Origin of the sequence: Paenibacillus jilunlii, assembly GCF_900102965.1 — a bacterium.
Classification (GTDB): domain Bacteria; phylum Bacillota; class Bacilli; order Paenibacillales; family Paenibacillaceae; genus Paenibacillus_AQ; species Paenibacillus_AQ jilunlii.
This window is the reverse complement of the sequence record NZ_FNGM01000009.1, coordinates 214,805-233,368: the sequence shown is the minus strand read 5'-3', so window position 1 is coordinate 233,368 and position 18,564 is coordinate 214,805. Positions and strand designations below refer to the sequence as shown.

The following is an 18,564-nucleotide window of genomic DNA, read 5'->3' as shown; positions in this document are numbered from 1 at the left end:
TGTGAGAGTCAAGAGGACAAGAAAAACGTCCTGCAAAATGCAAGACGTTCCTATATAATCTCCAACGGTATTTGAAGTTCGATCAAGTATTGTTCTGGATTATTCTCATTCCACGGGCCACGGTGTACGATTTGCCGCGTTTGCCCCGACATCTTATATTGGCTATTCTTTTGCAGCCATTCAGCAAAAGCTATATATGCTCCTGCTATATTAGAAAAATCGCCATATACCATAGTGCAAGCCATCGTGGGTATAGGCTTGGTATTTCGATAGGTAAAACCATTTGCACTTTTCCCGTGCTTGTTTACTGGAAGGCATAGCTCAACATCAACATGAGTTTCTTTGTACTCTATATCATGATAAATAGAAAAAGTATTGCTGGAAATATGTATCTGATTTTCTGCGGCAAAAGCAGATAACTCTTGCCATAGTTCACCCTCGGCGTAATAGTCCCGAATGATTCTGCGCAGGGATAGGACTTGATAACCCGGAATGGATTTAATGGAGATGTTATAGTGAATTTCATTTTTCTGCCCCAAAAGTTCCTTTTTAGCGAGTTCAATTTTCCTTAACTTCCCGATGTTAATTTGAATTATCTCTTCTATTTCCGCATATTTTGAGTCAAGCTGCTCTATAAGCGATTTATCATCCATTTTGTCAAGGGCTACCGCAATTTCCGAAACATTAAATCCACTATCCCGGAGATAAACAATTTTATTAAGAATAGGGATTTGCTCGACCGAATACATACGGTATCCTGTCCACTTGTCGATTTCTGCTGGTTTCAAAAGTCCTGTTTCATCATAGTATCGGAGCATTCGAATTGAAATTTGTGTTAATTTAGAAAATTCTCCTATTTTGAACATCTTCTCACCAACTATCATCTATAATCGCATTGTAAAAGGCAGTAGGCTTATCAAAACATGCCTTTCCCAAGAGGAAAAGGCAGTGTGTGATAAACGTCTGATCGTTATCAGTATGAGTGTGAGCCCGTTAAGGAAGCTTATTGCCCGCTGCCCGGTAGATCTCATACCACTCTTCCCGGGAGAGCGTGATATCCGAAGCTTTGGCAATGTCGAGCAGGCGCTTGGTGTTGGTAGTGCCTACAATCGGCTGCATCTTGGCCGGGTGTCTTAGGAGCCAGGCGATAGCGATGGCCGTGTCGGCAACACCTTTTTCGTCAGCCAACCGGTTAATGACTTGGTTCACTTCCGGGAACTTGTCATTTCCCAGGAATACGCCTTCAAAGAAGCCGTATTGGAACGGGGACCAAGGCTGAATGGTCATGTCATGCAGACGGCTGTACTCCAGAATGCCGCCGTCATGCACAACGGAAGCGGAGTTCGTCATATTCACATTGAAGCCGGAGTCAATCATGCCCGAAAACATAATGCTCAGCTGCAGCTGATTGAAGAGCAGCTTTTGTTTGACATTTTTTTTGAGCAGCTCAATTTGCAGCGGGTTCTGGTTGCTGACACCGAAGTGCTTGACCATGCCTTTTTGTTCCAGGTAATCGAAGGCTTCGGCGACTTCCTCCGGCTCCATTAAGGTGTCTGGACGGTGCAGCAGAAGCACATCCACGTAGCCGGTCTTCAGGCGTTTCAGGCTGTTCTCTACGGAGGAGACGATATGCTCTTTGGAGAAGTCAAAAAAGCCTTGGCGGATGCCGCATTTCGTCTGAATCATCAACTTATCGCGCATACCTGGACTGCTGGCGACAACCTCGCCAAACACTTCTTCGGCCTTGCCGGCGGCATAGATATCCGCATGGTCAAAAAAATCAATGCCTGCTTCCAGAGCACTGTGAATATGAACGTCAGCTTCTTTGGCCGACAAATCGGCAATCCGCATACAGCCTAATGAAATCTCGGCAACCTCTAATGTGCCGTTACCCACGTTAATTGTTTTTACCATTAATTATTCACTCCTTAAATGTAAGGTACGCTGTAAATTTTAGACCTTAGAGTTAGGTGTAAGTCAATAGATTTCCAGGCGGGCTTTTAATAGGATCGTATTGGTGTTAATTTAAAGGTAGATCAATTAGCCGGAGCTTACGCGGCGGAATGGAGCTGACACATGGGTTACAGCATCAAAACCATAGCACAAAAGAGCGGACTTAGCCAATATACACTGCGTTATTATGAAAGGGAGGGAGTTCTGCCTGTTGTAGCACGGGATGAACATGGTAACCGTTGTTTTCATGATGAGGATTTGGAGCTGATCTCACTGATCTGCTGCCTGAAGGATACGGGAATGCCGATTGCTGAGATTAAGCAGTTCATTGCATTATCCCGGGAAGGGGTGGAAGCGCTGCCGGACCAGCGGAAGCTGCTTCAGGCCCATAAGCTGCAAATTGATGAGAAGATTAAGTTTTTTCAGAGCTTTGCGCAAAAGATTGAGCATAAGATTGCGTATTTTGCGTCGTTGGAGAGGGCGGCCCAAGAGCAGGCGGCAAGGAAGTGATGGTTTAAATAGGTGGGAAAAGGCCCCGGAGCTATCCTGAAAAGGAGCGCTTGCGGGGCTTTTTGCGGTTCATTCTTTATTTTCTCCACAAAAGTCAGAAAAGTGCACCAGCCGATACTCCACATAATGCAGGAATACCCCCAAGCTGCACTGTTCACCCTGCAGAGGTGTCTTCTATACTCAGAACATACATTGGACGGAGCTTCCGGGTACAGCTTCAGGCGTCCAAGCGGTGGCAGGAAGGCGTATGCCGCCGCAATGAATGATATAAAGTAACAGGAGGGTGAAGGCTTTGAGACACCGTAAACGCAAGACCGGAACAGTGCTCGCCATAGAGCTTCCTATTAAGGGGGCGGGGCAGCTGCCGTCAGAGACGGGGGCAAGGACAGAGAAGAAGAGGAAAAAGGGTTTTCTGCATGAGCTGGTCCATAACCGGGTTCTTTTTCTGATGCTGCTGCCTACATTGCTGTTTTTTCTGGTCAATTCGTATTTCCCGATGGTTGGCGTGTATTACGCGTTTACCCAATTTGATTTCAATTCCGGAATGTTCGATGCACCCTTTGTGGGGCTCAAGAACTTCGAATTTCTCTGGAAGTCCGGCACACTGGTGAAGCTTACACTTAATACCATCGGCTACAACCTGGCGTTTATTCTGCTGGGGAACGTGCTGGCTATCGTCTGTGCGATTCTGCTCAGTGAGCTGCGTGTCAAATGGTTCAAAAAGCTGACCCAGTCGATCATGTTCCTGCCGTATTTCGTCTCCTTCGTGATTCTGAGTGTTATCGTATACAATGTGTTCAATTATGATAACGGTTTCTTAAATACGCTGCTGGCCCAATTCGGAGCGGGTCCTGTAGATGTCTACAACAAACCGGTCGTCTGGATCTTCCTGATTATCGTATTCTATCTCTGGAAAAATCTCGGGTACAGCATGGTCATCTACCTGGCCTCCATTACGGGCATCAGCGACGAATATTATGAAGCGGCTAAAATCGACGGTGCGCATATCTTCCAGCGGATCTGGTATATCACGGTGCCGATGCTGAAATCAACCTTTATTGTGCTGCTGCTCTTCTCGCTGGGAAGTATCATGAAGGGGCAGTTTGACCTCTTTTACCAGCTGATTGGCAACAACGGGGTGCTCTATAATACCACGGATATTCTGGATACGTATGTCTTCCGCTCGCTTAAGGTTACCTTTGACATCGGAATGGCCACGGCAGCCGGGTTGTATCAATCGCTGTTCGGTTTCATTCTGATCATGACGGTCAACTACATTATCCGCAAAATAAACGATGATTACGCTTTGTTCTAGGAGCTGCCGGACACGATACGGAAGGAGAAAAAAAGCATGCATATCAAAGACGATCATTATACAAGGCTGCTGCAGGGGCTTGCCTATACGGTTATCATTCTCGGCTCGCTGGCCTGCCTGGTTCCGTTCCTGCTGATTATTTCGGCTTCCTTGACGGCCAATGATTCGATCATTAAGGACGGGTATCATCTGATACCGGCGCAATTCTCGCTGGAGGGGTACAAAACGGTGTTCACCTTCCCGGATGAGGTGCTGCGGGCCTATGGCGTTACGCTGTTCACAACGGTGACGGGCACGACACTGGGGCTGTTTTTTATGACGATGGCCGGTTATGTGCTGGCCCGCAAGGATTTCAAATACCGCAATACCTTCTCGTTCTACATCTACTTCACCACCCTGTTCGGCGGGGGACTGGTGCCCTGGTACATTATGATGACTAAATATCTGCATCTCACCGATTCGTACGGGGCGCTGATCTTTCCGGGGCTGATGACGCCGTTCCTGATTATTCTGATGAAGAACTTCATCCGTTCCGCCGTTCCTGAGGAGCTGTTCGAATCCGCCAAGATCGACGGGGCCGGTGATTTCAAAATCTATTGGAGGATTGTGCTCCAGCTGTCGATGCCCGGCATCGCCACGGTCGGCTTGTTCTTGGCTCTGGCCTACTGGAACGACTGGTTCTCATCTTCACTGTTCATCAATGACCCCCATAAGTACCAGCTGCAGTTCCATCTGTACAATGTCATCAATTCGGCGGCTTTCATTGCCAATATGGGCGCAGGTACCGGAGTAAGCCTGGGCAGCGATTTGCCTACCGAATCGACCAAGATGGCGATGGCTATCATTGTTACCGGACCCATCCTGTTTTTGTACCCGTTCATCCAGCGCTATTTTGTGAAGGGGCTGACGATCGGGGCTGTAAAAGGTTAGAACCGTATGGCAGAAAGCACCATTACCGCGCTTCTGTTATTCGGCTAACATAGAGTTACAAGATGAGATCAGTTTTGTTACGAAGTGAATGCAGGGAGCTATGCTTACAAAACTTTTAGGAGGGTTCATATGAAAAAGAAAACAGGCAGCAAAACTCTGGTAACGCTTACAACGACTGCGCTGGCCCTTTCGCTTCTTGCGGGATGCGGCGGCAATAACAGCAACGGGAACAAAGGCAGCGCGGGGCCAGAGGGCGAGAGCAATAGTGCTGTGAAAACAGACGGCAACGCCGCAGCTGCAGCGGACACCGGAATCGACACCTCGAAGAAGGTGGAGCTGCAGTTCTACATGCTTGGCGACGCTCCCAAGGATCTGCCGGTGATTCAGGACGAAATCAATAAAATGGCTCAGGAAGATTTGAATGCTACCGTGAAGTTCAATTATACGAGCTGGACGGACTGGGATCAGAAATACAAGCTGCTGCTGTCTTCGGGCCAAGCGATTGATCTGATTTTTACAGCGGACTGGACCCAGTATCAATCCTATGCCAAACGCGGCGCGTTCCTGGCTATCGATGATCTGCTGCCCAAGGCTGCACCGGAGCTGCAAAAGTTCGTTCCTGAAACCATGTGGGAAGATGTGAAGGTGGACGGCAAAATCTACACGGTACCAGCGACCTATAAAGAATATGTGACCAACGGTTTTGTATACCGTGAGGATCTGCGCAAGAAATATAATCTTCCGGCCCCAACGGATCTGGCCAGCTATGAAGCCTACATGGACGGCATTGCCAAAAACGAGCCGGATTTGATGCCAATGTCCCTGAACAGTGATGTCGGCAACAATCTTCATTACATTTATACCGAGCTGAACAAAATGGTTGGCGCTCTGCCGTACGGCATGGGCGTGAAGTATGAATCACCAACTACAGTGTACTCCTACTGGGGATCCGATGAGCAAAAAGAAGAGCTGAAAACCATGAAGCGCTGGGCAGACAAAGGCTTTATTCCCAAGAATGTGCTGAACATTAAGGATACGATGCAGGACCCGATTACTTCCGGCAAAGCAGCCAGCATGTTCGGGGATAACCCGACGCGCTACAATGACATGAAGATGAAGATCAGCACTACACATCCCGATTGGGAGCTGGCCTACTATCCGTTCGGCAAAACCACAGGTTATGCAACACCCGTACATCCTATACACAATGGGTTTGCGATTCCGAAGAGCAGCAAAAATCCTGAGCGGGCACTCGCTTTCTATCAGAAGCTGGTTCTGGACAAACGGTATAACCAGTTGACGCAATACGGAATTGAAGGCAAGAACTACACGGTGGAGGACGGTTATTACAAACTGGTCGGCACCAGCACATCCAATGGCTTCACCCGTGAGGGCATGAACGGCTGGGCGTGGAGAAATCCGGAATTCATGTTGTTCGACAAGGGCTTTGACGGGGTAAAGGCGATTTTTGAGGAGCTGGACAAGATTCAGAAGCCGGACCTGTTCCTGGGATTCGCTGAGGATTACACCTCCTATCAGGCAGAAAAAGCCGCTCTGGAGCAGGTAGAGAAGCAGTATCTGTTTCCGCTGGAAGCGGGACTGGTAGCGGATGTGGACAAAGGTCTTGAAACCTTCATGCAGAAGGCCAAACAGGCGGGTCTGGACAAGATTCAGGCCGAATGGACGAAGCAGTGGAACGCTTATACTGCTGAAAAAGGTATTAAGTAAAGGAGTTGCCCCGAAAGCCTGTTGGCTGGCGGGGCTTCTTGCTGTTTGGATGAAGTCCTGATGAACATAGGAGCTGTCATACTTGGTGCTGGTCGTAACTCCAGGGAATGTTTGGACTTCCGGCCGCTGTTATGTTTGGATTTCCTCATTCATACCGCGATTGCGGTAGAAATCCAAACATAAAGGCGGACGCGTTCGCTCCTACAGTTCCAAACTTCCCCTCCGTTACTATACACCTTTATGGTAATTCCTAAGTTCATCAGGACAAGACAAAGAGCCCCTTTGTCATCTTTCGGGACAAAGGGGAGGAGGGAAGAGTGTGTCTCCGAGTCCGAGTATCTGGAGATTATCTATTCTAAGGGATACACGCTTTTGCGATATCTGCGGTAAGCTTCTATTTCTTGGAGAACAGCTCGATACTCTGCGTCTCCAAGATTGGATTCCAAATGCGTTCAACCGATATTGTAAGCGGCTGCGGGTAATCTGCAGCTTGACTGTCAAAATATAAACTCATCTCATCCATTTCCGTACCATCTCTAGAAATCGTCGTGCCGCCGAAATTGTGTAGTGCTGTTTCTCGATTCGTTCTTTCATGCACCTGGCTGTTCGCATCGGTAAATTTATCGGTCAGTCCTGCGCCGATGTACTCCGTCTGCACCGCCCCTTGCGAATCGGTATAATAAAACAGGTTGGTCACCTTGCGCCGCAGCAGAATCTCTGCCTCTGTTGCATTATGTTCTTGCTTGGATGTGACAATTTCAAAATCGTTTGTCGGCGCTTCAATAACTTGCTGCATGTTCAGATCGACCACAAATTTCATGCGGTCCGGCTCCAGAGCCGAGATACCGGCAATCTTCAGCGTGGTGGAGTCCGGCTGGTTAAGTTCGGTATACCTGAACACCAGCGTTACCTGCGAGTGGTCTTTGTACACCTCGGAATTATCGGCCGTGATTCTGCCCGGATAAACCAATTTATCGGTTTGACTCCCGGTTGTTGCGATCAGAACGGGATTAAGCAGGCTGAAAATCCGTTTGGTGTTCGCCTTGTCATACTCCAGATCGACATAGGTATTCAATGGAGTATATTGCACTTGACGCACTTTGATCTTTTGACCGTCCACCGTAAGCGTGCGATCCACAGGCAGCGTATGCTCCTCCTGGTCTTTGAATCTGTCCGGATCAAGCTTGAACGATACCTCCAGGCCGGTCCGGTACTTGTTGCTGCTGGAAGCGAGCGCCTGGCCGGACGTTCCGGTGAGAATCAGAGTGAACTTCACATCCTTGGAATAGGCGATGGAAGTCGGATAGTTGGTGGAATAAATAAAATCCTTGCTTTGGCCGGGCTGAATCCGGGAGTCGCTATCGTATGCCATTTCCAGGGCTGCGCCTCGATGCGGATATGGAACCTCGAAGTCACCGAATTGAATTTTCGTATCCGCAGGCTCAACTTCTTTATCCGTATCGTTTTGCACGCTGAACAGGATATACACTTTACGGCCATCTGTGACGGCGCCATCCACATCCATGCGGTATCCTTTGTTTGTTGCGCTTTGACGGACCGGTTTGACCAGATTTCGTTCCAGTATGTCGGCAACCAGTCGATTCTTTAATGGCTGTTTGCGATAGGCCGCAAAATCATTCCAGCTTTTGGTGCTGGCCGCCTGCACTGAACCGCCGAGGTCGGAATCATCTGTACCTCCGGCTGGCAGGCCGATGGAGAAGAAAACCAGAAAAATAGCTGCGGCCGTGGCTAATACGGCCCCCGCCCCATAGGAATAGAAACGCCGTTTGCTGCGTGTTTTTCCTTGCGCCATTCCGCTGCGCATTGCATTATAAATTTTCATTTCCCGAATCGTCTCCGCATTTAGATTGACCTCCTGGGCATCCTGTTTCAGGATACGTTCTTCTTTTTCCAACATTTCAGCCACCTCCCATATGCTCACAAATAGTTCCGCAACAGCTTGAGTCCTTCACGCAGCCAGGTTTTGATCGTGCCTTCGGGCTTATTCAGTACCTTGGCAATTTCGGCGGTCGTCATATCCTGGTAATACTTGAGCATCACGACATGCCGGTATTTCGGCTTCATCCGGTTCAACGCCCGCTCCAGATCGAGACGATCGCTGCTCCTCATCTCCTGGGCTTCCTTCTCCTCCAGCTTCTCCGCCGGAACGACGCGCTTTTTGCGCCGCAGCTCATCCATGCAGCAGTTGATGATAATCCGGATTAGCCACGATGTGAAGGCCTGCTCGTTTTTGAGCTTTTTGCGCTTTATCCAGGCCCGGCACGAGGCTTCTTGCACCGCTTCCAGGGCATCCGCTTCGGAACGCAGATAGCTGTACGCGATTGCATACAGTTTACGGTGCTCGCCCGCAAGCTGCTGAAAGAATACCTCTTCATCCGTTAGCGTAAAATCCGCTGTATTGGCCTTGTTCATTGTTTTCTCCACCATTCACCGCCCCCTCTTCCTTGTTTGTGTCGATCTCTGGAAGAAGTCGCCTCGAAATATGTTTTCACAAGTAAGACGGAGCTGACCCGAAAAACGATTGATTTTTTTACTAATTTAAAACACATACAAGAATAGGCCAACCAGTAGTTTCTGGCTGACCTAATAATACAAAGACAACCCTAAAGGTGTCTTAAGATGATACTATGCCTGCCTGGAACGCCGGTAGTCGGTGGGCGTTGTGCCAAAGCTGCGCTTGAACATCCGGTGCAGATAGGAGCTGCTGGTGAAGCCGCAGCGTTCGGCGATGGTGGTCACCGGCAGAGCGGTGCTCTCCAGCAGGCTGCAGACCTCGCGCATCCGCACCTCCAGAATGACATCCACGATACTGGTCAGTGTCTGCTGCTTATAGAGGCGGCTGATGTAGATCGGCGACATATCCAGTTCATCAGCAATCTGGTTCAGGCTTAGACCCGGCTCCATATAAGCATCGTTGATCTTCTGATTGATCTGGCGGACCAGGTCATGCTGCTTAGAGCTTTTTTTCTCAGCCAGCTGTTCATGCATTTCACTAAAGAGAGCGAAAAAGGCCTGCTCCAGGGCATCAACGGTTTCTACCGAATCCAAAGCGGGCAGTTCAGCCGTTCCATCGTTTTGTAAACGGTTACGTTTCTGGATATTGATGATGATCTCCTTGATGGTCACACTGAGTCTGGATACAGCCAGCTGCACTGATGGAAAAGGGTAGTCTGCCGTCTCCCGGATAATGCTGCTGAACTGCTCCCGGGCCTCGTCTATTTTGCCGCTCATCAGCGCGTCGGTAAGTTTTTTCTCTTTTTCGGTAGGGTAGTGATAGAGGTTAGCTTGTAGGGCACAGATGGACTGGGCGCTGATGATGCAGCCATGGCCGTAGAACAGTCTGTGGTTCGACGCTTCTCTAACCCGCTTGTAGAGCTGGTGCAGCTGCACGGGATTGCGGTCAATATGGCTGTAGGCAAGAGTCAGGCTGACCTTCAAATAATCGGAGCAGGCCTGCTGAATCTGGCGGAGCAGTGTCTCAATCAGTTCTGTGTCCGTGTATTCCTTGGGGTCCACAATATTCAGAAGCACCAGGATGCCGTCATCATTCATATCTACGGTCTCTACACGGTAGGTCTGGCCGCAAATCTCTGAAGCAATGTTCATAATAGCGAACTTATAGGCAAGCAGATACGAGGAGCGGGATTCTCTGAACTCCTGATAATTGTCAATCCGCAGCAGAATCAGGCGGTAATCATCGTTAAAGGTAAAATGAATGCCAAGCTGCCGCAGCTTCTCTACCTGCTGGATCGATTGCAGCGGCTTGAGGCCGAGGATCAGATCGCGCAGCGTATTTTGCCGGATGGTGAACATGCTGTCGCGTTTTTCACATTCCAGAATATTCATTTCCCGGACAATCCGGTCAATCGGCAGGTACACTCTGCGCGACATGAGCCAGGAAAAGGCCAGGCCTCCTACGAAAATCAGCGCAGCAATCAGTAAGGTAGCGTTGCGGATGCTGTTGGTCTGTTTGGTGATGATATCATAGGGTGTGATGCGCACGTACTGCCAGCTTAGATCATCCGGCGCCGTATAAGAGATCAGCGAGTTAACCCCGCCGAATTCGCCGATAAAATAACCGGCCTCCCGGCCCTGAATCCGCTGCTGGACCCAAGCTGCTTCCAGCGGAGATAAGCCGTGTGGTTCCAGACTGCCAACGGACAGCAGCTTGCCCTGATCTGCAAGAATAAAAGTGTCGCTCTTGGAGTCCACGGGACTGGTGATTTCTTTGTTAATCCAGGGAGCGGAAATGTTGACAATTACGGCTGAATTAATGGCCCTATCCCAGCCAATCGCATCGTAGCACAGGAAGGTATAAGCCCGGACCTGATCGTTCTCCGCAGCACCATTGGAATACACGCGTGGAATGGGCGTAAACGGCTTGTAATCCCGGTAGTGGTTCAGAATATCCAGGATATTTCTGTCCACCAGCTCCTGCTCGGCAAAGACACCGTTCTGGCCGTGGGAGGAGGCGATGTACAGCTTGGCGCTTTTGGGATTGTAGACATAGATGGACTCAATATAAGGCATAGAGCTGAGGTAATTCCCCAGTTCAGACATGGCGGCTGTGACATCATAGATATCCGGCTTGTCGTAGAATACGATTTTGGAAACGGTGCTGTTGCGGTAGATCTGGAATGAAAGCGATTGCGCCGCATCGGTCATGTTGACCACCTCTTTGCTCGTCTGCGTGAGATTGCCGAGGTCGGAGCGGAAAGCCTGCGTCTTTTCTACGCCAATATAATAGTTGTAATAGATGATGGTGGAGGCAAGGAAGGTTAAGGACACACATAACGTCATACTGACCAATATTCTGCTGTACAGCGCTCTTTTATTGCCGGCCTTGTTCAGTCTCATAAGCATCCCCCTAATTCACTGTGTACACGTGTGTACGGTCACGGCTTTTCTCTATTGTTCATAGTATCAGTATAAGCTTCACATCGTGAACAGAACAGTGGAGCAAAATGAGAATAGTGCACAGGACGGAGTTCAAGGGAGTGAACAAATCCAATTTTTATGTACAAAAGCTACTCATTGACCTTGCTCCGGATGCGGAAAGTGCGCGGGGAGAGGCCGATCTCTCTTTTGAACATATTGCAGAATTGGGCATCGTTCACGAACCCGGCAGCCGCAGATACCCCGGAGATGTGCATTTGGGTGTGCAGCAGCAGGGACTTGGCATAATCCAGGCGCTTCAGTAAAAGATAACGGTGGGGGGAATGGCCAAATCTTTCCTTGAACAGATGCCGGAACCGGTCATAGCTGTAGCCGGACATTTCAGCCAGCGATGTGATCGAAAGCTTGTGGCGGTAATGCTCATTCATATAATTCAGTACATACTGCATTTGATCTTCTGCCGGGGAATGAAAATCCGATGCGGCAAGCAGCCGCTGGAGATACACGGTGATTTCGCTCATCTGCAGATTTAGCAGCTCGGCGAACCCGTCGCGCTTGCGCTTGAACTCCTCGTTCATCCGCAGCAGTGTCTGCAGCACAGTATGTTCCTTATCGTCATCGTAGACACCGGACAGTGTATTGATAATCGGATTTCCGCAGTGAAAGCCAACAAAGAGAACCTCCGGTCTGGGCTGATGATTTTCGTCATGCTTGAAATTGGGCGGGATCAGGGCAAAGGTGAAGGGGCGGAAGTGAAAGCTGCGCGGTCCAATACTCGTAGTCCCATGGCCGTGAATATAATAGACCAGCTCAAAACATTCATGCTGATGCGGCGGAATATAAGTATTCGCTTCATGCTCTGCATTTACAATATATAGGACCCGATCCATGATGAACCTCCGTTTATCGTCATTTAGCCGAATCGTACAAAAAGTTGACCGAAAATATATAAATATTTATGCTTTCATTTGTTATGATCTTATCAATTAAACCGAAGATTCACAACTGGACTGGCCATCTTGTTCGGAATTTACCCGGTTTAAGGTCGAAATGTAACATGTAATGTTTGCTTTTCATAGTAATTTGCTTGTTTTCAGAATTTCAACCGTCTTTCATGAATGCTGCTCCCTGCTGCCCGATAAACAAAACGTGCAATTGGGACATTATGCTATTGGTTCAGCGTTAATCCATTACAAACAGGGGTGTGAACTTAGACAATGAAAAAGAATGTGCTCGCTTTATTGTTGCTGGCGGTAATGGTACTGGTTACAGCTTGCGGAAACAATTCGTCCGGCAATGGAAATGCTGCCAACACAGGAACGAATGCGGAGGGCGGAGAAGCAGCCGCAGGGGACAAGCTGAAGGTTGTTCTGCTGATTCCGGGAACGCTGGGGGATAAGTCGTTTTTTGATGCAGCCAACAGCGGCCTGCAAAAGGTGAAGACCGAGCTTGGCGCGGAGACGAAAGTCGTGGAAATGGGCGCGGACAAGACGAAATGGGAGCCGACTTTTAACGATATTGCTGCTGAAGACTGGGATGTTGTGATCTCCGGCGGATCGGAAATTACTGAAATGTTCAATGCGACAGCGGAAGCAAATCCGGACAAAAAATTCATCAACTACGACACCGACATCGAGGAAGCGCCGGAGAATATGTATAACATGTCCTACTCGACCAATGAGGTTTCATTTCTGGCAGGTGCGGTAGCGGCGCTTGCTACACAGTCCAATATGCCAAACGCCAACAAGGAGAACGTGATCGGATTCGTGGGCGGAATGGATATCCCCGGAATCAACGCCTTTCTCGTCGGCTACATTCAGGGAGCGCAGTATGTTGATCCTGAAGTGAAGGTGGCCGTATCGTATGCGGGCGACTTTGTGAACCCGGCGAAGGGCAAGGAATTGTCGCTGATCCAGTACAACTCGGGCGTGGATGTGATCTTCAACGTCGCGGGCGGTACGGGACTTGGGATTTTTGATGCAGCGAAAGAGAAGACCAAATACGCGATCGGCGTCGATTCCGACCAGGCAATGCTGCTCAAGGACACGGATAGTGCAAAAGCCAATCTGATTGTCACCTCCGCCATTAAAAAGATCGACATGGCCATTCTCGGCGCCGTGAAAAAACTGCAGGACGGCACGCTGGAGATGGGCAAACGCGATGTGCTGGGCTTTGTGGAAGATGGCGTAGGCATCGCTGAAAATGACATTTACAAGAATGTATTTCCGGCAGACCTGCAGGCCAAAGTGGAAGAAGTGAAGCAGAAGCTGATCAGCAAGGAAATTAAGGTCGACAACGCGATGGGCATGGAAACCTCCGAAGTTGAAGCCATCCGTAATGCCGTTAAACCTTAAATCATACCGGTAAGCCGGCTAAGCAGTTGGAATCTTTTCCTTAGTGAAGAATTCCAGCTGCCTATTTTTGCAGACTACCCAAGTTGAAAGGCGTTGATGACCCATGGCAAATGCTCTGCTGGAGATGCGGGGAATCACCAAAGTGTATCCGAACGGCGTTGTTGCGAACAAGAACGTTGAATTTTCTTTGCGCGAAGGAGAAATCCATGCGATTGCAGGAGAGAACGGTGCCGGCAAATCCACGCTGATGAAGATTATGTTCGGGATGGAAGAGCCAAGTGACGGCGAGATCTATATCCGGGGAGACAAAGTGAAGCTCCAGTCCCCGCAGGATGCGATAGACCGCGGCATCGGCATGGTTCACCAGCATTTCATGCTGGTGCCTTCTTTTACCGTGGCGGAAAATATGGTGCTGGGCATGGAGCCGCGAAAAGGCGTGGGCTTCGATTATAGCGAAGCAGTGCGTCTGACGGAGGAGACGGCGCGCAAATATAATCTCGCAGTGAATCCCAAAGCGAAGGTGGAGGACCTGACCGTCGGCATGAAGCAGAAGGTGGAGATTCTGAAGGCGCTCGTGCGCGGCGCCCAAATCCTGATCCTCGACGAGCCGACGGCCGTACTGACCCCGCAGGAAACGGAGGAGCTGTTCCATGAGCTGCAGCAGCTTAAGGAACAGGGCCACACGATCGTATTCATCTCGCACAAGCTGAAGGAAGTCAAAGCGATCTGCGACCGGATTACCATTATGCGCGGGGGCCGGAGTGAGGGCGTCTTCCAGATCAGCGAAGTGAGCGAGCAGGAAATCTCACGGCTGATGGTCGGCCGGGATGTGGTGCTGAAATATGAGAAGGACAAGACTTCCCCCGGTAAGCCGGTGCTTGCGGTGGATCGGCTGGGAGTCACAGACAGTCTGGGAAAAGCGCTTTTGTCCGAGGTCAGCTTCTCGGTCCGCGAAGGACAGATTGTCGGCATCGCCGGTGTCGAGGGGAACGGGCAGACACAGCTGGTCGAGGCGCTGACCGGCGGCCTTCGCGGAGTATCCGCCAGCGGATCAGTGCTTGTACAAGGGACGGATATCCGTGATGCGGATATCCTGGACATCCGCGGTCTGGGGGTGTCTTATATCCCCGAAGACCGGATGCGCCAGGGCTCTGCTGGAGAGGCCAGCATTGCCGACAACCTGATTTCTACGCGGTATCGTTCGAAGGATATGAATAAGGGGCCATTTCTCAATGGTTCGAAGATTGCCGCTCTGGCCGCTTCGCTGGTAGAAGAGTTCAAGGTGCGCTGCTCCGGCCCGCAGCAGCCCATCGGCATGCTGTCCGGGGGCAACATGCAGAAGGTGGTTGTTGCCAGGGAATGCTCCACGAATCCGCAGCTGCTCATTGCCGAGCAGCCGACCCGGGGCGTTGACATCGGCGCTGCGCAATTCATTCACCGGAAGCTGCTGGAGCTTCGCTCGGATCATTGCGCCATTGTGCTGGTATCGGCGGATTTGAATGAAATTCTGGAGCTTAGCGACAGCCTCCTTGTCATGTATGAAGGTCAAATTGTCGCCTATTTTGATCAACCTTCTGCGGTAAGCGAGGAGGAATTGGGACTGTATATGCTGGGAATCCACCGGCAGGACAAAGAGCAGACCGGGAGGGCCGTAAACCATGTTTAAAGTCAAATACTTCGAGGCCATCCGGACGGCGGCGGTTATCGTCATAGCGCTGATTATTGCCTTTCTGATCATCTCGCTTGTCAGCGACCAGCCGGTGAAGACCATCGGCATCTTCCTGCTGGAGCCGTTATCCACCAAGGGGCATATCGGCAACGTCATTGAGATGGCGATCCCGCTGATGTTCACGGGGCTGGCCGTCTCGCTCCTGTTCCGGGCCAATATGTTCAACCTGGGGGCGGAGGGGATTTTTTATTTCTCCGGTGTCGTTGCTTCTGTACTGGCGATTCACCTCAGTCTGGGCGGATGGCTGCATCCGCTGGCGGCGATTGCCGCAGGCTCCATCGCGGGCGCGCTGCTGTCGGCGATTCCCGGCATTCTCAAAGCCAAATGGAACGCCAATGAACTGGTAACCTCGCTGATGTTCAATAATATTTTGTTTGGCGTGGGGCTGTACCTGTTGAACTACCATCTGCGGGATGCCAAGGCCTTCGCCAACGTCTCTTTTAAATTTGAAAAGACCGCGCAGCTCAGCAAGCTATTTGCTGGCACGCGGATTCATACCGGACTGATTATTGTGCTGGTGCTGATTGTGCTGGCCCACCTGTTTCTCTACCGGACCAAGTGGGGTTATGAACTGCGGATGACAGGGGCCAACCGCGAATTCGCCCGCTATTCGGGAATGAAGACGGCCAAGGTGATTATTCTGGTCCACCTGATCGCCGGTTTTATTGCCGGTATGGGCGGCTCGGTAGAAGTGCTCGGGATGTACAGCCGGTTCCAGTGGACCTCCCTGCCGGGGTATGGCCTGGATGGTGCACTGGTAGCGATGCTGGCCAAAAACAACCCGCTGTCCGTTATCGCCTCCGCGCTCTTTCTGGCCTATATCCGGATTGGCGCCGATCTGATGGCGCGTCTGTCCGATGTGCCGTCCGAGATGATCTCCATTATTCAAGCCGTTATTATTCTGCTGATTTCCGCTGAGCAATTCCTCAAGTTCTGGAAAAACCGGATGCTGCTGAAGGAGGCCAAGGAAGCATGAACAGTCTGCTGAACGTCATTCTGACGACGGATTTTGCCTTTTCGGTGCTGCGGGTGACGACGCCGATCCTGTTCGCCGCGCTGGGTGCGCTGATCTCGAACCGCGCCGGCATCATCAACATCGGGATGGAAGGGATTATGCTCGTCTCCGCTTTGACTGGTGTCATTGTGAGCGCCTATACGCATAGCGCCTGGGTCGGACTGCTCGGAGCGGTATTATCGGGAACACTTATTGCGGGGATTTTGGCTTTTTTCACCTTGAAATTCAAGACCCATATCATTCTTGGCGGTGTGGCGATTAATATGTTCGCATCAGGCGGTACGGTATTCATTCTGTATCTGCTTAGCGGAGATAAGGGCTCATCCACTTCCTTAGCGAGCAAGGTACTGCCGAGTGTGCAGATTCCGCTGCTGAAGGATATTCCGGTGCTGGGCCCGATTCTGTCAGGCCATCATATTTTGACCTATCTCTCGATTCTGTCTGTGCTTGTGGTTTATTATCTGCTGAACCGCACGCCGCTTGGGCTGCGTATCCGCTCGGTAGGCGAAAACCCGCATGCGGCCCAGTCGGTCGGAGTCAGTGTGATCAAAATCCAGTATACCGCGCTCCTGCTCAGCGGGTTCTTCGCCAGCTTGGGCGGAGCCTACATGTCGATGGGCTATCTGTCACTGTTCACCCGCGATATGGTGGCCGGCCGGGGCTGGATTGCGATTGCCGCCGAATCGATGGGCCGGAGCACGACAGTGGGAACGGCGTTAACTTCTCTCCTGTTCGGAGCCGCCGACGCGCTCGCCAATGCCCTCCAGGTATTGAAGATTCCGGCGGAGCTGATTGCTACGCTTCCTTATGTGGCGACCGTCATCGGTCTGATCATTTACGCCGTATCCGAAACGCGGAAGAAGAACAAGAAGCTGAAGACTACTACTACCAAATAGTTGGGGCAGGCCGCCTATATACAACGAAATAAATAGAAAGACAAGCAGATGTGAGTAACGGAGGGGAAGTTTGGAACTGGAGGAGCGATAGCGACCGCCTTTGTCTGCGGATTTCAACCGTAAACAACGGTATAAATTAAGAAATCTGCAGACAACAGCGGCCGGAAGTCCAAACATTCCCCGCAGTTACGATCCACCACAATTGGAGCAGGTTCAATTTCGTTTTATTTTAAAGTTAAACCTACAAGGGAGCGACGACGATGCCAACACCTATCATTATTGACTGCGATCCGGGGCATGATGACGCGATTGCCATTCTGCTTGCGCTGGCTCATCCGGAGCAGCTGGAGATCCGGGGGATTACCACGGTTGGCGGCAACCAGATTCTCGATAAAATAACGGACAATGCGCTCAAAGTGCTCAGCTTTGTCAATGCCGACATCCCCGTAGCCAAAGGAGCGGCGGCACCGCTGCTCGGCAAGCTGGTAACCGGAGAACAAGCGCACGGTGAATCCGGCATGGACGGCCCTGCGCTTCCGGCCAGCAGGTTCAAGCCGGTGGAGCAGGGCGCGGTAGAATTCATGCTGGAGATCATCCGGTCATCGGAGGAGAAAATTACTCTGGTGCCGACCGCGCCGCTTACGAATATTGCCCTTTTAATTACAGCTTATCCCGAAGTAAAAGAAAAGATCGAGAAGATTTCGCTGATGGGCGGCGGCTTGGCCTATGGAAATGTGACTACAACGGCAGAGTTCAATATTTATGTGGACCCCGAAGCGGCGCGTATTGTCTTTGAATCCGGGATTCCCATTGTAATGAGCGGGCTGGATGTGACGGATAAAGCGGCTATTTTTGAAGAGGAGATTCTGGAGCTGAAATCCCGGGGACCTGTGTCCGTGATGGTGGGCGAGCTGCTGGATTTCTATTCGATCTATGGCAAAAAAATGGGCTATGTCGGCAGCGCGCTGCATGATCCGTGTGCCATCGCCTGGCTGCTGCATCCGGAATTGTTCGAGAGTGAGCATCTGTACGTTACTGTGGAGACCGAAGGCAAGCTGACCCGGGGCATGACGGTTGCCGACCGTCGCAAGAAGCCGGAGCATCCGGCCAATACAGAGGTGCTGCTCGGAGTGGACCGCGAAGCCTTCATGAAGCTGCTGTTCGATTCGCTGGACAGGCTTGACCGGGAGCATAAGCTTGCGGCGGGAGTGCAATAA

The 18,564-nt window shown here is 50.7% G+C and carries 15 protein-coding genes; 9 read left to right on the top strand and 6 right to left on the bottom strand.

All coding sequences use genetic code 11. The features are described from left to right. Nucleotides 1–50: 50 nt before the first annotated feature. Nucleotides 51–866 carry a MerR family transcriptional regulator gene (locus BLQ82_RS17005; protein ID WP_062521847.1) on the bottom strand — a complete coding sequence of 272 codons (816 nt, stop codon included), beginning with the start codon at nucleotides 864–866 and terminating at the stop codon, nucleotides 51–53. 127 nt (nucleotides 867–993) lie between these two features. Next, entirely contained in the window at nucleotides 994–1,914 is a 921-nt protein-coding gene (locus BLQ82_RS17000) for an aldo/keto reductase (protein WP_062521806.1), read from the bottom strand. A 162-nt stretch (nucleotides 1,915–2,076) separates the two neighbouring features. On the opposite strand from BLQ82_RS17000, the gene BLQ82_RS16995 reads away from it, so the two are divergent. The 4 genes from BLQ82_RS16995 to BLQ82_RS16980 all read left to right on the top strand — a co-directional run bounded on the left by BLQ82_RS16995 (nucleotide 2,077) and on the right by BLQ82_RS16980 (nucleotide 6,436). Further along, nucleotides 2,077–2,463: a MerR family transcriptional regulator gene (locus tag BLQ82_RS16995; RefSeq protein WP_062521803.1), complete on the top strand. Its 387-nt coding sequence runs from the start codon at nucleotides 2,077–2,079 to the stop codon at nucleotides 2,461–2,463. Nucleotides 2,464–2,911: 448 nt separating this feature from the next. Next, nucleotides 2,912–3,778, top strand: coding sequence for an ABC transporter permease (locus tag BLQ82_RS16990; protein ID WP_233476448.1), 867 nt, complete (start codon nucleotides 2,912–2,914; stop codon nucleotides 3,776–3,778). 36 nt (nucleotides 3,779–3,814) lie between these two features. Continuing rightward, a complete protein-coding gene (locus BLQ82_RS16985) occupies nucleotides 3,815–4,708 on the top strand; it encodes a carbohydrate ABC transporter permease (RefSeq protein ID WP_039789274.1) in 894 nt (297 codons plus the stop codon). 129 nt (nucleotides 4,709–4,837) lie between these two features. Then, a complete protein-coding gene (locus BLQ82_RS16980; protein ID WP_062521799.1) occupies nucleotides 4,838–6,436 on the top strand; it encodes an extracellular solute-binding protein in 1,599 nt (532 codons plus the stop codon). A gap of 394 nt (nucleotides 6,437–6,830) precedes the next feature. Here the strand turns inward: BLQ82_RS16980 and BLQ82_RS16975 are convergent, their stop codons facing one another. The 4 genes from BLQ82_RS16975 to BLQ82_RS16960 all read right to left on the bottom strand — a co-directional run bounded on the left by BLQ82_RS16975 (nucleotide 6,831) and on the right by BLQ82_RS16960 (nucleotide 12,243). Further along, nucleotides 6,831–8,354: a DUF4179 domain-containing protein gene (locus tag BLQ82_RS16975; RefSeq protein WP_062521797.1), complete on the bottom strand. Its 1,524-nt coding sequence runs from the start codon at nucleotides 8,352–8,354 to the stop codon at nucleotides 6,831–6,833. Between the two features lie 20 nt (nucleotides 8,355–8,374). Beyond that, a complete protein-coding gene (locus BLQ82_RS16970; protein WP_082722584.1) occupies nucleotides 8,375–8,884 on the bottom strand; it encodes a sigma-70 family RNA polymerase sigma factor in 510 nt (169 codons plus the stop codon). A gap of 198 nt (nucleotides 8,885–9,082) precedes the next feature. Further along, the gene (locus tag BLQ82_RS16965) at nucleotides 9,083–11,314 is read right to left on the bottom strand and encodes a helix-turn-helix transcriptional regulator (RefSeq protein WP_062521795.1); all 2,232 of its coding nucleotides are present in this window, start codon (nucleotides 11,312–11,314) and stop codon (nucleotides 9,083–9,085) included. A 170-nt stretch (nucleotides 11,315–11,484) separates the two neighbouring features. Beyond that, on the bottom strand, nucleotides 11,485–12,243 hold the full coding sequence (locus BLQ82_RS16960) for an AraC family transcriptional regulator (RefSeq protein ID WP_062521793.1): 759 nt from the start codon (nucleotides 12,241–12,243) through the stop codon (nucleotides 11,485–11,487). Nucleotides 12,244–12,570: 327 nt separating this feature from the next. On the opposite strand from BLQ82_RS16960, the gene BLQ82_RS16955 reads away from it, so the two are divergent. From BLQ82_RS16955 to BLQ82_RS16930, 5 genes are all read left to right on the top strand, one after another. Beyond that, on the top strand, nucleotides 12,571–13,707 hold the full coding sequence (locus tag BLQ82_RS16955; protein WP_062521791.1) for a BMP family ABC transporter substrate-binding protein: 1,137 nt from the start codon (nucleotides 12,571–12,573) through the stop codon (nucleotides 13,705–13,707). 103 nt (nucleotides 13,708–13,810) lie between these two features. Then, nucleotides 13,811–15,373 (top strand): ABC transporter ATP-binding protein, encoded by a 1,563-nt coding sequence (locus BLQ82_RS16950; RefSeq protein ID WP_062521790.1) that lies wholly within the window; start codon nucleotides 13,811–13,813, stop codon nucleotides 15,371–15,373. After that, nucleotides 15,366–16,412 carry an ABC transporter permease gene (locus tag BLQ82_RS16945; protein WP_074648327.1) on the top strand — a complete coding sequence of 349 codons (1,047 nt, stop codon included), beginning with the start codon at nucleotides 15,366–15,368 and terminating at the stop codon, nucleotides 16,410–16,412. The genes BLQ82_RS16950 and BLQ82_RS16945 overlap by 8 nt, the downstream gene beginning before the upstream one ends. Further along, complete coding sequence (locus BLQ82_RS16940; RefSeq protein ID WP_062521787.1) at nucleotides 16,409–17,347, top strand: ABC transporter permease; 939 nt, start codon at nucleotides 16,409–16,411, stop codon at nucleotides 17,345–17,347. The genes BLQ82_RS16945 and BLQ82_RS16940 overlap by 4 nt, the downstream gene beginning before the upstream one ends. A 260-nt stretch (nucleotides 17,348–17,607) precedes the next feature. Next, the gene (locus tag BLQ82_RS16930) at nucleotides 17,608–18,564 is read left to right on the top strand and encodes a nucleoside hydrolase (protein WP_062521784.1); all 957 of its coding nucleotides are present in this window, start codon (nucleotides 17,608–17,610) and stop codon (nucleotides 18,562–18,564) included.

Bases quoted from the DNA above. Each gene is read 5' to 3' on its own strand.
- BLQ82_RS17005 (WP_062521847.1), bottom strand. From the start codon at position 866: ATGTTCAAAATAGGAGAATTTTCTAAATTAACACAAATTTCAATTCGA.
- BLQ82_RS17000 (WP_062521806.1), bottom strand. From the start codon at position 1,914: ATGGTAAAAACAATTAACGTGGGTAACGGCACATTAGAGGTTGCCGAG.
- BLQ82_RS16995 (WP_062521803.1), top strand. From the start codon at position 2,077: ATGGGTTACAGCATCAAAACCATAGCACAAAAGAGCGGACTTAGCCAA.
- BLQ82_RS16990 (WP_233476448.1), top strand. From the start codon at position 2,912: ATGCTGCTGCCTACATTGCTGTTTTTTCTGGTCAATTCGTATTTCCCG.
- BLQ82_RS16985 (WP_039789274.1), top strand. From the start codon at position 3,815: ATGCATATCAAAGACGATCATTATACAAGGCTGCTGCAGGGGCTTGCC.
- BLQ82_RS16980 (WP_062521799.1), top strand. From the start codon at position 4,838: ATGAAAAAGAAAACAGGCAGCAAAACTCTGGTAACGCTTACAACGACT.
- BLQ82_RS16975 (WP_062521797.1), bottom strand. From the start codon at position 8,354: ATGTTGGAAAAAGAAGAACGTATCCTGAAACAGGATGCCCAGGAGGTC.
- BLQ82_RS16970 (WP_082722584.1), bottom strand. From the start codon at position 8,884: ATGGTGGAGAAAACAATGAACAAGGCCAATACAGCGGATTTTACGCTA.
- BLQ82_RS16965 (WP_062521795.1), bottom strand. From the start codon at position 11,314: ATGAGACTGAACAAGGCCGGCAATAAAAGAGCGCTGTACAGCAGAATA.
- BLQ82_RS16960 (WP_062521793.1), bottom strand. From the start codon at position 12,243: ATGGATCGGGTCCTATATATTGTAAATGCAGAGCATGAAGCGAATACT.
- BLQ82_RS16955 (WP_062521791.1), top strand. From the start codon at position 12,571: ATGAAAAAGAATGTGCTCGCTTTATTGTTGCTGGCGGTAATGGTACTG.
- BLQ82_RS16950 (WP_062521790.1), top strand. From the start codon at position 13,811: ATGGCAAATGCTCTGCTGGAGATGCGGGGAATCACCAAAGTGTATCCG.
- BLQ82_RS16945 (WP_074648327.1), top strand. From the start codon at position 15,366: ATGTTTAAAGTCAAATACTTCGAGGCCATCCGGACGGCGGCGGTTATC.
- BLQ82_RS16940 (WP_062521787.1), top strand. From the start codon at position 16,409: ATGAACAGTCTGCTGAACGTCATTCTGACGACGGATTTTGCCTTTTCG.
- BLQ82_RS16930 (WP_062521784.1), top strand. From the start codon at position 17,608: ATGCCAACACCTATCATTATTGACTGCGATCCGGGGCATGATGACGCG.